A 13,227-nucleotide genomic window follows, 5' to 3' on the forward strand; every position below is an offset into this window, starting at 1 on the left:
AGGTTGGAAATTACTATGTAAGAGAAAAGTCTACAAAGGCAGGATATATATTAAAAACTGATTTGGAACAAGCTAGAATAACGAACACATACAAAACGGAAAATCTAACAATTTATAATGAAAAAGAACTTTATGATTTATCTATAACTAAAGTTGATTCTAAAACAGGGCAAGCTATCGTTGGGTCAGATAAAGTAAAAAATGCTGAATTTAGATTAAAAGATCCAGATGGAAAAGATGTATACGTAACAAAATTATCAGATGGAGTATACAGAAAAGATAGTTCATATAACTATACGCTTAAACTTTCAAATGAAGGTAAAATAGAAATACTAGATTTGGATAAAAAGGGAAGATATACACTAACAGAAGTAAAAGCACCAACAGGATATCAATTATCTAACACTCCTTTAATTTGTGATGTAGTGAATAAATATAACTCTTTTAATTTCAAAAACACACAAATTCCAAGGGATGGTTCAATAACAATTGTTAAAAAAGATTCTAAAAATCAAAAAACGCTTGAGGGTGTTACGTTTGAATTGTTAAACAAAGATAAAAATGTAATAAAAACTTTAAAGACAAATTCAAGCGGTATAGCTAAATTTTCTAATTTAGAATACGGTAAATATTATATTCGTGAAAAAGAAACTATTTATGGATATAAATTAAATTCACAATTACACGAAGTAAATATAAGTGGTGCTAATAAATCAATTACATTATCTATAAATAATGAACCAATAGAAAAGACAATAAAAGTCATTAAGAAAGATAATAATGGTAATTTCCTTAAGAACGCTGAATTTACTTTATTTAAGAAAAATGGTTCAACATTAACTAAAGTTGAGTCAAAAGTAACTAATGATAAAGGTGAAATTGAGTTTTCTAATCTAAGAATAGGTCAATATGTATTAAGAGAAACTAAAGCTCCTAATGGATTCAGACCATATTCTAAAGATATAGAAATTGACTTAACAAGACAAGTGTCTCCAGTTTATACTGTTACATTAAACAACTATAAAGTGGAGGAAAATATACCATCGACTGGGACTAAGGGAGCTACGGTGTTCTTAATTTCAGGATTAGGTATCATTATGTTGGCATATATTCTAAAAAAGAAAAGAGTATTTGCTTAACTAATAATAAGAAGAAGATAGTCTAATTGCTATCTTCTTCTGTTTTTTTAAAATAGGGTACAAAATATAGAAATCTAGGATATTGTTACTGCACTAGGTTTTCGATATAATGAATATATAAAAATAACTTAAAAAGGAGTATTTATGAAAAACAAAAAACTATTAAAAACAGTAGTAATGTTGTCTTTGGCAACTACATTAGCAGTTCCATTTAATACCTTAGCTGATAGCCAAGGTAAAAGAATAGGAGGAAGAGATAGGTTTGAGGTTGCAATAAACGTAGCAAATAAGTTTTCTGATTCTAAAAGCTGCATTGTATTAAATTACTTAGCTTATTCTGACAGTATTTCATCAAGTGAAATAGCCAAGGGAGATATGCCAATTTATTATACTAAATCAGATTCTATAGATTCTAATACATTAAAAGACATTAGAAATAAAGGATATAAAAATGTATTTATAATTGGTGGAGAGAAATCAGTTTCAAAAAATGTTGAGAATGAATTAGCAAAAACTTCTAAAATAACTAGAGTTTCAGGTCGAAATAGATATGATGTTAATTACAAGACCTTAGATAAAAACAAAGAAAACTTAATTGTAGTAAGTGGAGAAAACTTTGCTGATGGATTGGTAAGTTCCGCACTTACACAAATCAAAAATGCGACAATTGCAATTACACCATCAAATGAAGTTCATGAAAGATTAAAACAATACCTAAATGTAAATAAGAATTTAAAGAACATTTACATTGTTGGTGGAGAAAAATCTATCTCAAAGAATGTAGAAAATAAATTATCTAAGTACGCTAATGTACAAAGAATTAGTGGGGCTAATAGATATGAAACATCAGAAAAATTAGCAAAAGAAATTTCTGATAGTAAATACATCGTAGTAAGTGGAGAAAATTTTGCAGATAACTTAGTAGCGGGATCTCTTGCAAGAAAAGATAAAAGAGCTGTAGTTTTGTCTAAAAGAGCAGACTTTTCGCCAATGATAAAAGAAATCTCTAAAGACAAAGATTTTATTGTAGTTGGTGGTAACTTATCTATTGATGAAAGTATTTTTGATAAAAATTTAGATACTGATAAAACAGAAAATAAAAAGGTAACAGTTAAAGAAACGATAAAATATGCTACAAAAGAAGAAAAAGATCCAACATTAAAACAAGGTGAAAGAAAAACAAAACAACGAGGTGCAAATGGAGAAAAAGAAATAATATATGAAGAAACATATAAAGATGGTGTGTTTATTAGCAAGAAAAAGATAGGCGAAAATATTACAAAGAAACCAGTAGATGAAATAATCTTAGTGGGTACTAAAGCTGATAAAGAACCAACAGTTACTACAAAAAGAGTGACTGTTAAGGAAACTATTAAATATGCTACAAAAGAAGAAAAAGATCCAACACTAAAACAAGGTGAAAGAAAAACAAAACAACAAGGTACAAATGGAGAAAAAGAAATAATATATGAAGAAACATATAAAGATGGTGTATTGGTTAGTAAGAAAAAGATAAGTGAAAACATTACAAAGAAACCAGTAGATGAAATAATCTTAGTTGGTACTAAAGTTGAAGATAAAGATATAATTGAACCTATTCCTACGACAGATGAAGAATTAATAAAATACTATAATGTAGATTATAATGAACCACTTAGTCAAAAAGAACAAGAAATAATGGATGAATTAAATAGGGTTAGGAAAGAAAATGGATTAAATGAGCTTAAACTTTCTAAAACTTTAACAAGGACAGCTAGAATTCATGCAAGAGATGCTTCTTTAAAAGGAGAAATAACTCATGCTTGGACTCCAAAGCTTTTAGAGCTTTCAGAAGATATAAAATTTAAGAAAAGACAACTTGGGGCAGAAACAACATGGGCGGTAAATTGGGATGATGATGCAAAATATATAATTCAAGGATTTATGGATTCACCTAGACATAGGGAGATTTTAATGAGAAATAGTCTCGTTTATGTCGGCGTTGCAAGATATGATAGTAAATTTGACCGAGATAACAATGGTAAAGTTGATCCTATGTCAATGATATTTATTAGAGTATACGGCGAAGACGAATTTAACGAACTCGATTATATTCCAGACTAATAAATACTTATAAAAACCTCATACAAAAATTGCAAAGCACCTTGTGTAAAACTTGGTGCTTTGTTTAATTTTATTAAAGCTGTTGTGATATAATTAAAGAAAAGTGGTAAAGAGGTATACAGTAATGTTTTACGATATTCAAGACGAAGAGCAAAAACAATTATATACACAGTTGCTTCAAATAACATGTTCATTATCGAATTTATTTTCCGATTCGGTCGAGCCATTTTTATATTACAGAGCTATGGAAAATATATTTTGTAAGGCATTTAATGCAACAAATTATGCAAGAAGTGATATTTCAGTTGATTCAGGGAAGGGGAATATTGGTCTTGGGTTAAAGACATTTTTGCATAAAAATGGTAAAACGCTTCAAAAAATTGCTGAATTTAATAAAGTATAGAAAAATGTAATAATAGAGAGGTTCAAAGAGAAACAACTAGATGCTAGTTATCTAGTTGTTTTTTTGTTGTCATAAATATTTTATAAAAATTTTCTAAAATCTCCAATACCTCTTATTTGTGGGTATAACAATAGTGAAAATACAAGAATAAGGAGATTATAATGGTAATTATAGGTTTATTTCTAATAATGTTGGCGGGATTAATAACAGGATATCCGATTGTGCTTATCAAAAAAGGTGAGCAAGGTAGGATAACGGATATGTTTATGGAGAAAAAACTCTACTTCATAATAACATCGGCAGTATTAGCATTATTAGGTATAGCATTAATTGTAGTGTTTTTTGTTAAAGCACCAAATGATAAGGATAAGGAGATAGAAAGAATAAAACAAGAACAAAAGCTTGGAAAAGAAGGAAAATCAAATCAAGAAGATGAAGAACTTGAAAATCAAGATAAGACAAAGATATCTGACAGATTGAAAAAGAGGGATGTTGAAGAAGATGATAGTTTAGAAACAACGGAAATGACTAAACAAGAAAAAGAAAAGGCAGATATGATTAGTAATGCTGATGAAAATAGCTTAGCTGATTCTATATCATCAGACCCTTCAAAGAAATTCTTCGTTGTAGAAACTAAATTAAATCCATACGAAAATTACAAAGAAAGTCAAACTTTTACGGATAAAGAACCAAAACGTCAAATGAGTTATGGTAAAGGTATTTGGAAAGGAACATTAAGCTACTTTGTAAAAGAGGCTGGTTTGTCGGGAGAACCTCAAATTAAGATTTATCCAGCTAATTATGTTTCTGTTAAGTCTGATTTAACGAAGGATATGGAGGCTTCTATTATTAAATATTATGAAGTAGTACAAACGGGGATAAAAGATAATGAGCCAATATTAATGAAAAAATTAAGAAAGCTTCAAATAAATGTTCCAAATGATACAAAGATAATAGATATGGATTTAGATAACGGACAAGTTCAAAATACTAATACTAAAGATACAAAACAAAAAGAGGAAAAGGTAAAGTCGGGAGATAATAAAATTGAAAATAAAGACAATACAAAGAAGTAGCGAATTTATCAAAAAAAACTTATCCAAAATTCTTTTAAGTGTTTTTACGATAACTTTATTGTTTTCATTAGGGATTATAAATAGTTCAAGAGCTGTAGATAATAATGAAATAGCTACTCAAAAAATAGAAAATAAGCAATACAAAATAATAAATGATTTAAATAATATCAAGATTAAAGGAAAAGAAAACTCCAATGCTTTTAAATTGTATAGGTATAATATTCAGTTAAAAGAGCTTTATAGTAATTTAAAAGAATATAAAGAATCAATAGAAAATATTACGAAAAAGAAGTTTACCATCACAACTGATGAGAATAGCTTAAAAGGTATAGATATGAAAAAATCTGAGATTGAAAGTTTAAGTGAAAAAGAGATTTCTGATTATATAGAATTGCGAGAAAAGGCTATAAAAACAATGAATAAGGATTACGAAAATCTAATGAGTTCTTTTAAAAGCTATTTGGATGAAAATAATATTAAGTCAAATACAAATGAAATAGGGAGGTAGAAATGTTCGAGATAAATGTATATACAACAAATGATGACCCTTTATACGAAGAAACAATTGAGTGTATAAAAGATGTATTAGGCGAAGAAGATTATAATACTTATGTAAGAGTTTTGAACATAGCTAAAAATGAAATATCAAGAGAATTTCTTTTAGAAAATAAAATTAATTGTGTTCCAGTTGTAAGGTGTAATAATTACTTAATTGTTGGATATGATCCAGAAAAAATTGAAAAATATATTAATAAAGGTTTCGAAGAATATTTGCAAAGCAAAAAATAAATAAAAAGTCGTCTTATTAAAGGCGATTTTTTATATGCAATTATTTCTGTCATTTATTTTTATCTGAAAAGAGAAATAGGTCACTGATAAACGTCTAAATATAAAGGTTTTATTAGATTGTGCTAAAAATAATATAATTCTACACACCGTCAATTATTTAACATTATAAGTAGTCTAAATTAATAACTATATAATAAGGTTAAATAGGAGGACTTATATGGGAGATTATATAAAATTTGAAAACTATGAAGAAAAGAATTTAGATGAAGAACTTAAAGAGATTATAAAAAATGTTGAAGAAATATCAGATGATTTTATCGAAGTTAAAGGTATGTATGAAGAAAATGGTATGAATTTTGAAGAAACAGAAAATATGGTTAAAGAAGTTCTTATTCAAAAATTAGATACATTAAAACAAGAAAACATACTACCAATAGAAATGGATAAATCTATAAGTGATCTTGTTGGTGATGGATATATAAAGAAGGAAGAAAAGGTTAATAACTTAGGAAAGAAGAATTCTTTATTAAACGATTTAAATCTTAATGATACTAAAGAAGATAGAGAAAAGGCTAGTAAAATATTAAATAAGTTTTTTGACCTTGAAACAATTTCAAAAGAGGTTTTTTTAGGGTTAAGAAAAGGCGAACAACGTTCTAACATAGACTATGGTTCTTATGTAGAAAATCCAAGTATATATTACAAGGTTAATAAAGATGTTAGAGCTTCTAATATTGGAATGGAAACAGAGGATGTTATTTCTGATCTTTGTCAACGCGTTTATTCTAGAATTAAGGATGGATTAAATCTAAACTTATTAAATAAATCATTTCAAGACGGAACAACAATAGTTGATGAAAACACAAAAAAAGATAAATTAAAATTTAGCCAAAATGAAATAAGTGAAATAGAAAAACTTGCTAAAGATTTTGCGGATAATAAAATTAAGATAAAAGATTTAACGCCAGAACAAAGCAATTTAAGACAATCTTTCATTAACTCAATAGCAAGATATACTAGAAGTTCTTCTTTAGCAGAAATTGGAACTGTAATAAGTAGAAGTGAAGAAACAAGAATTAATAGTAAAATTTCTTCGACATTAGCTGATAGTCAACAATACATTAAGCAAGCAATAGGAATGTTAAAAGAACAAGATAAAGAGATCAATCAAGCTAATGTCAAACAAATAGCTAATGAAATATGTTCTGATAAGGGTATAAAGCTAAAAATATCAGACAGAACTATTAGTGAATATTTTGATAAAGAAGAGATCAATAGAAATACTAAGAGCATTAATGATACAGTAACGAATGAATCAGATTCAGTAGAATTAAGTGAACGTATTGAAAATAGTAAATATCCTTCTCCAAGCGAAACATTAATAAAAAGTTGTGAAAATGCTGAAAAATTTATGTTTATGGCAAACAAAAACATGTTAGCTTATCAAATAACTGAATACTTTAAAGATAATATGAGAACTAACAAAAACGAGGCTGGTCTTACTAAAGATCACGTCTTAGAACAATTAAAAATAGATTTAGGAATTAACAAAGTAGAATACAACGAAAAGACACAACAAGAAGAATTAGTAATTCCTAATGAAAAGTTGAATAGAGATTTTGATGAATTAATCGATGGGTGTTTGAGTGATTTTAAAGAGATTAAAGAAGAATTTAAAGTAGAACACGAAAAGCAACTAAAAGATTTAACTAATAAATTAGATGATATGTACTTAACATCTGATAGAGAAAAGATTGATTATATAACATTTAATCAGAATTATATAAATATAGTTAAAGACAGAAATGAACAAACAATAGCTGATGTTATAAACGAGTATAACGAAACATCAGTAGAGGGAATGACGGTTGATGATTTAGCCGATAAGATTAATATGAAACTTAAAGATAATATTAACCACGACACATCAAAATGTAGAGATGTCTATATAGCTCATTCAATGAAAAACTATGAACAAGCTATAAATTCACAAGATACTTATATAACTCAACGTTCATTATCTGACATTATACAAGCAACTACTGGGAAATATGAAATCCAAGTTAACGACAAAAACTTTAATGAAAACTCTTTAGAGGCTATATCAAAGCTAGATAGATTTGTGGATTTTAGAGACGATAATAACGAACTAACGGCATTGGCAATGGATATCTACGCTAACAATACAAGTTTTGACGATATTAAACAAGCTTTTGCAAAAGAAGATATAATTTGCTATATCTCTGAAACGGAAGACAATATGCTTAAAGAAAAAACTAATAATGAAGACTTAAAAAATCATTATAAAGTTATTATTCCACTAGATAAACCTATTGAAATTGGATATAACGATACGAGAGTAGGTTGTAATGAAAAAAATAAAATAGAATTATTTGTAAGTGATGTAATTGATAGAATAAAAGGCGAAGTATCGGGGGTTAATATATCCCATGTTAATACTTGTGAGTTATATAAAGCAAATACTTTTATAGATGATAATTTAAAAATGTCTCGAAGTGATTTCTTAATACAATCACAAAATCAATTAAATCCAACTGAATACTGTGAAAAAAACAATTATCTAAAAGAAGATGGATTTGTTAATACAATAGCTGATATTAAAGAAACATCTTTGAATAATCCTAAAGATGTATATAATAGCTTAGTTTCTAACATGACAAAAAATATTTCTATTGATAAGGAATTAAAGACTGTTAACAATGATTTAGGTCATATTTCAAACGAAATAAAAGAAAAACTTATAGAAATTGAAGAAAAAGCTAGAGAATCTGTTGAAAGCCTTAAAAAAGGATTAGACCATGATTCTTATGACGATAGAAACCTATCTGATAATATAAAACGCGATCAAGATGGATTCGAAATGGTTTAGCATTGCACCCCGCTAAGCTATATCCTATAGAGAATCCGTTTCATAATATACTCTCCGAAATGGCATATACCCTCAACAAAAGTTGGGGGTTATTTGCTGTTTGGATATGGTATACTTGTTCTAGGAGTATACGGTACATAACAAAGAATATTCGATATAATATTATATGGAGAATAATCCGATATTAAAAATACAAAAGAAAAGATAGTTGGTTGATTGATAAAAAGATCAGTCGGATTGACTGCACCGACTTAAATAAACAAAATCATAAGCACATAGCAGGTCTTTTAAAGGCTGGGATAGTGAAGTGCATATCATACGAACGATATAGAAACGATATAGATTTGTTGAGTTCTCTGTTAAAGAAGACTAGATCATTTATTTAATGAAGCAATCTTCGGCTATGCCAAAAGAGAACCCTCTGATTTTAGTCGAGGAGAGTAGTCAGAAAAGAAAGGAAATGAAAAACAAAATAGGTGGTGATTGTAAGTGAGCGTAGATTTAGTAGCTGAATTAAAAGAATATACAAAATTAGATTACAAAGGCGAAAACTGTTATAAAATAAGAGCAAAGCTTATTAGACAATTAAAAGAAGGTAAAGATGTATCGCAAGATAAGATATTAGATAGTGATAAAATGTCTAAAGGACTATATCTTGATCCAGCTTTTCTTAGCAACATGGCATTTAAAGTTAATTATAAAGAGGTTCATAGAGCCTTGGAAAATGATGATAAGGTTCAAGAATATCAAGCTGTAGAATTGAAAGTACAGCCAAAGTATGCGACAGTTAAAGCTATCATTAAAGGTGAAACAAAAGAAGATAAACGAGCAATAGAAAGCATTAATACTTATACGAGAAGAAATGTTGGATTTAATTCGAATTTTGACAGAGGAAATTCATTATTAAAGCTAGAATTTTTTGACAAGTCTCTTGATGAAAGAAATTCAGATATAGACGATAAAGTTCTTTTCGCTATTTACTTAGTTCCAATAAGAGGAGAGGTAATTTCTAGGGAAAAAGCGGGATTTTTTAGCCACAAAAATACTATTGAATATGTTTTTGCTATGAGAGTAGACTTCTCATTAGTTAGTGAAAAGGTAGAAAATAGCGATGGTATTATTTATAAAACTGAATTAAAGGCTGTAAAAGACTTAAATAAACAAAAAGAAAAAGATAAGGAGCTTGAAAAAGGTATGACAGGTCTTGATATTTATGAAGGTAGTGCTAATCCTGAAGAAACACTCAACTCTTTAATAGGATTAGGCGAGGTAAAATCTCAAATTGAAACATTTAAAAACAGGATTTTATTCCAAAACAAGATGAAACAGCTAGGTAACGATCAACTTACTTCGGGCTTTAATAACCACATGATCTTTTACGGAGAACCTGGTACTGGTAAAACAACAGTAGCAAGAATTATCGCGGGTTTGTTATATCAATTAGGTATAACAAGAAAGAACAGATGTGTGCAAGTTAACGGTGAATCATTAAAGGCTGAATATGTGGGTCAAACAGCACCGAAAGTACAAAAGGTTATAGATGCAGCAGTAGGTGGTGTGTTGTTTATAGATGAAGCGTACGCGTTAAATGATATCCATTACGGTAAAGAGGCTGTAAATGTTCTTTTGCAAAACATGGAAGACAAGAAGGATGATTTGGTTATTATTTTAGCTGGATATGAAAAAGATATGCAAAACTTGATGAATGTCAATCCAGGACTAAAATCCAGAATTGGCTATTGGATTAAGTTTGAAAGCTATAAAGCTAATGAATTATTAGAAATATTCAAGTTTACACTTAAAAACAAAGGACTTGGTTTAAGCAAAGATTGTGAAAAACCGTTATTATATGTATTAGACCAATATTATAAAATGGGTAAAACAACAGGTGTTGCGGGTAACGCAAGGTTTATAAATAAAATGGTTAGTGACATTATTGATAATCATGCCAAAAACTGTATTTCAGGGGTGATTTCTGAAAATGGGTTTATGGATATTCAATTAGTTGACCTACAAGATTATATACAGTGAAAATAGTGGCAATCTAACGCCACTATTTTTGTCTGAAATCCGAGGGTAGTCTATAAGTTTCGAAAATTCTTTTTTTAATTTTTAAAATGTTTTTATTAGCTATTCTAAATTCTGAAACAAGTTCTTGTTCAAGGTTATCGATTTTTTCGATAACCTCTTTTTTTATTTCTAGATAATCCTCTTTTGAAAGTTCTCCTTCTTCTAATTTATTAGAATAGAAATCTTTTATTTCATTTTTAATTTCATTTGTAGTGTTTAAAAGTTCACTGAATTCCAACGAATCAATCACATCATCATTTTTAACAACATTACTGCTGCCGATATTTACTTTAAATATAATCGGGTTTGCTAAACGATATTGTAAATATTTAGTGAAAGATGGAATAATGTTTTTCACGTTTTTGTGATGTTCTTTTAAAATCTTTTCTTGTTCTTCGTTAAGTGTTACTTGAAATCTCTTAGTCATATTTTTTCTCCAAAATTTTATTATCCTACTTTTGTTATACCCGAAAGCATTGATAGTTTTGCTGCCTTTTTGTAATTTTATTAAATGTTTTCTTAAGCGTTTCTCTAAATTTATCCAAAACTTGTGTATTCGTGGGTATAACAAGATTGGTAAAGATAGGGGTGATTTATTGTCTAAAAATGCAATAGAAATTAGAGAACATTCATATAATGGTTTTAAAAGGGTTTATGTTGAGATTGATACGCAAACTTTTTTAGAACAATTAAATGAAGATAGAGAAAAGTTGTTAGAGACTATAAAAGACGAGTTTTTGTACGGTGATGATTTAGAGGAATTATCAGACAATTTTGATGAACACTTATTTAATAATTTAATAATTTTAGTCAAAGCTTGTAGTCTCAAAGATGAGATATATGATAATTCAACATTAAAATTGAGGATAAAAGATGTAATGGAATCAGATAAGATGGTTTATCTCATTAAGCAGATTCCTACGATGAAAAAGATATTTGAATAGGGAGAAATTATGGAAAACAAAGAGAATTACGAAGAACAACTAGAAGAAAACATTAGATATAATTCGATTAATAATAAAGAAAACATAGAATTAGGAACAATACAAAAGATATCAAGAGTAGAATTAGTGACTAATACTTTTAATAAAAACACAGGTCAAATTAATACAAAGCGTAATGTATATAAAGATAACGCTGAATTTGAAAAAGCAAAGAACTTAATTACTAATATTCTAAAAGACATTAAGAAAAAAGGCATTAAAGCTAATACATATATTGATTCATTGTACATATATGTTCAGATAAAAGAGCGTTCCAACGAGTTAAAGATATCTCTTATTGAAAATTCTGGAACAATACCTGCTAATCAAGGTGTTTTAGAGCTTTTCTTAAGTAATTTTTATCTAATAGCCGATAAAAAGATAGATTATCAAGTTGTTAGAAGAGAAAATATCGAGTATTTAGTAGAGGTAATTAAAAATGCTGATGAATATATTGACGAGCTATATCGTGAAGAAAAAAGAAAAGTGGCTATGAAAAGAAACGCGAAATTAATTTTTGTTGGGTTTATTTTACTTTTACTAGGTTTTGTAATTTGGCTTTTAAGTATTAGGTAATATTTATGGAAATTAGTAAAAGATTGGAAAAGATTTTGACATATTCATTTGCAGTAGTTTTTATAATATTTTTAATTAAGATTTTTTTAATAGATATAACAATTGTTAGAGGATCAAGCATGTTTCCAACGATAACTAGAAATGAAATGTGCTTTTATAAAAAAATTCAGTTAGATAAAATCAAACATGATGATATCGCTATTATAAAAGATAATTACACTAATCAAGGCTACGGTTATCTTATTAAAAGGATAATTGCTTGTCCGGGAGATAGCCTTGTTATAGAAGACGGAAAGGTAAAGGTGAATGGAGTAGAAAAAAATGAATTTGGCGAAACTATGATAGACAATGATATCAAAAACAAACTGAACTTGAAGATAGGTGAAAATGAGTATTTTGTTATGGGAGATAATAGAGGAAATTCAATGGATTCAAGATATTTTGGTAGTGTTAAAAAAGAGGATATCAAAGGATTGTTAATTAATAATTTTTTAGAAAGATGAACCTCTCCACCTATAGCTAGCTATAGATGGAGTACTCTTGGCGAATAATAGAAAAACTCGACAAAGATGATGGAATAAATTATGTAAATTTTCTAAAAAAATATCGAAATATTGGTTTTGACAAAAATTCGCTAGATGAATTAAGAGAAGAAATAAAAAAAGGAAACGATAGGGTGTCTCTATTAATCGATATAGATAAAAACACTAATTTGTTAAGATAATCTCTAGAGAAAGCCTTGAAATAGCTATCTTTATAAACAAAGCTTATATCGGCTTTTTTCGAGGCTTTATAAAATTTTTCATATAATAACATGCCTATAATAAAACAAGGCTTGTATAATCGATTATACAAGCCTTGTTTTTTGTTATTCAGGTTTTCCATAAGCTATTTTTAATGTCATGGATAAAAATACATATAATAGCTGTTTATCGTTTACATTGTTGATTTTTTCCATAAAGTCTACATTATTTTTCTTGAAATACTCATTTAACGCGTTGAAGAAAGAATCGTAGTCTCTATCATTTAGCAAAGATTTATTTAATTCTTTAATAATTTTTGCTTGTGTTTCTTTGTCTAGCTTTTTAAATTCGTCAGTAATGTCGACTTTCAGCTCTGTTGCTCTGATAGGTTTTTGTTCCATAATGATCTCCTTATTATTTTTTTAGGATATTTTCCGTATAACTACATTATATCC

General features: G+C 28.1%; 13 protein-coding genes. 11 read left to right on the forward strand and 2 right to left on the reverse strand.

The window, feature by feature from the left end; translation table 11 throughout:
• The 8 genes from ACLUJM_RS03870 to ACLUJM_RS03905 all read left to right on the forward strand — a co-directional run.
• A partial coding sequence (locus ACLUJM_RS03870) for a collagen binding domain-containing protein (RefSeq protein ID WP_412412248.1) occupies positions 1 to 1,139 on the forward strand: 1,139 nt, incomplete at its 5' end.
• Positions 1,140 to 1,283: 144 nt separating this feature from the next.
• The gene (locus ACLUJM_RS03875) at positions 1,284 to 3,242 is read left to right on the forward strand and encodes a cell wall-binding repeat-containing protein (protein WP_412412249.1); all 1,959 of its coding nucleotides are present in this window, start codon (positions 1,284 to 1,286) and stop codon (positions 3,240 to 3,242) included.
• Positions 3,243 to 3,366: 124 nt separating this feature from the next.
• Positions 3,367 to 3,645: a hypothetical protein gene (locus ACLUJM_RS03880; RefSeq protein WP_412412250.1), complete on the forward strand. Its 279-nt coding sequence runs from the start codon at positions 3,367 to 3,369 to the stop codon at positions 3,643 to 3,645.
• Between the two features lie 161 nt (positions 3,646 to 3,806).
• Positions 3,807 to 4,721, forward strand: a complete 915-nt coding sequence (locus tag ACLUJM_RS03885; protein WP_412412251.1) for a hypothetical protein — start codon at positions 3,807 to 3,809, stop codon at positions 4,719 to 4,721.
• Positions 4,693 to 5,229 (forward strand): hypothetical protein, encoded by a 537-nt coding sequence (locus ACLUJM_RS03890; RefSeq protein ID WP_412412252.1) that lies wholly within the window; start codon positions 4,693 to 4,695, stop codon positions 5,227 to 5,229. Before ACLUJM_RS03885 ends, ACLUJM_RS03890 begins: the two co-directional genes overlap by 29 nt.
• Before the next feature lie 2 nt (positions 5,230 to 5,231).
• The gene (locus ACLUJM_RS03895) at positions 5,232 to 5,510 is read left to right on the forward strand and encodes a hypothetical protein (RefSeq protein ID WP_412412253.1); all 279 of its coding nucleotides are present in this window, start codon (positions 5,232 to 5,234) and stop codon (positions 5,508 to 5,510) included.
• 217 nt (positions 5,511 to 5,727) lie between these two features.
• Positions 5,728 to 8,400 carry a hypothetical protein gene (locus tag ACLUJM_RS03900; RefSeq protein ID WP_412412254.1) on the forward strand — a complete coding sequence of 891 codons (2,673 nt, stop codon included), beginning with the start codon at positions 5,728 to 5,730 and terminating at the stop codon, positions 8,398 to 8,400.
• 489 nt (positions 8,401 to 8,889) lie between these two features.
• A complete protein-coding gene (locus ACLUJM_RS03905) occupies positions 8,890 to 10,431 on the forward strand; it encodes an AAA family ATPase (RefSeq protein ID WP_412412255.1) in 1,542 nt (513 codons plus the stop codon).
• Positions 10,432 to 10,453: 22 nt separating this feature from the next.
• On the opposite strand, the gene ACLUJM_RS03910 is transcribed toward ACLUJM_RS03905, so the two are convergent.
• Positions 10,454 to 10,897: a hypothetical protein gene (locus tag ACLUJM_RS03910; RefSeq protein ID WP_412412256.1), complete on the reverse strand. Its 444-nt coding sequence runs from the start codon at positions 10,895 to 10,897 to the stop codon at positions 10,454 to 10,456.
• A 169-nt stretch (positions 10,898 to 11,066) separates the two neighbouring features.
• Between ACLUJM_RS03910 and ACLUJM_RS03915 the strand changes: the two genes are divergently transcribed.
• The 3 genes from ACLUJM_RS03915 to lepB are packed head-to-tail and all read left to right on the forward strand — an operon-like array spanning position 11,067 to position 12,532.
• Complete coding sequence (locus ACLUJM_RS03915; protein ID WP_412412257.1) at positions 11,067 to 11,414, forward strand: hypothetical protein; 348 nt, start codon at positions 11,067 to 11,069, stop codon at positions 11,412 to 11,414.
• 9 nt (positions 11,415 to 11,423) lie between these two features.
• Positions 11,424 to 12,029, forward strand: a complete 606-nt coding sequence (locus ACLUJM_RS03920; RefSeq protein ID WP_412412258.1) for a hypothetical protein — start codon at positions 11,424 to 11,426, stop codon at positions 12,027 to 12,029.
• A 5-nt stretch (positions 12,030 to 12,034) separates the two neighbouring features.
• On the forward strand, positions 12,035 to 12,532 hold the full coding sequence (gene lepB / locus ACLUJM_RS03925) for a signal peptidase I (protein ID WP_412412259.1): 498 nt from the start codon (positions 12,035 to 12,037) through the stop codon (positions 12,530 to 12,532).
• A 365-nt stretch (positions 12,533 to 12,897) separates the two neighbouring features.
• Here the strand turns inward: lepB and ACLUJM_RS03930 are convergent, their stop codons facing one another.
• Positions 12,898 to 13,173 carry a hypothetical protein gene (locus tag ACLUJM_RS03930; protein WP_412412260.1) on the reverse strand — a complete coding sequence of 92 codons (276 nt, stop codon included), beginning with the start codon at positions 13,171 to 13,173 and terminating at the stop codon, positions 12,898 to 12,900.
• Positions 13,174 to 13,227: the final 54 nt, after the last annotated feature.

The organism is Finegoldia sp., assembly GCF_046991905.1.
In the GTDB taxonomy this organism is placed as follows: Bacteria; Bacillota; Clostridia; order Tissierellales; family Peptoniphilaceae; genus Finegoldia.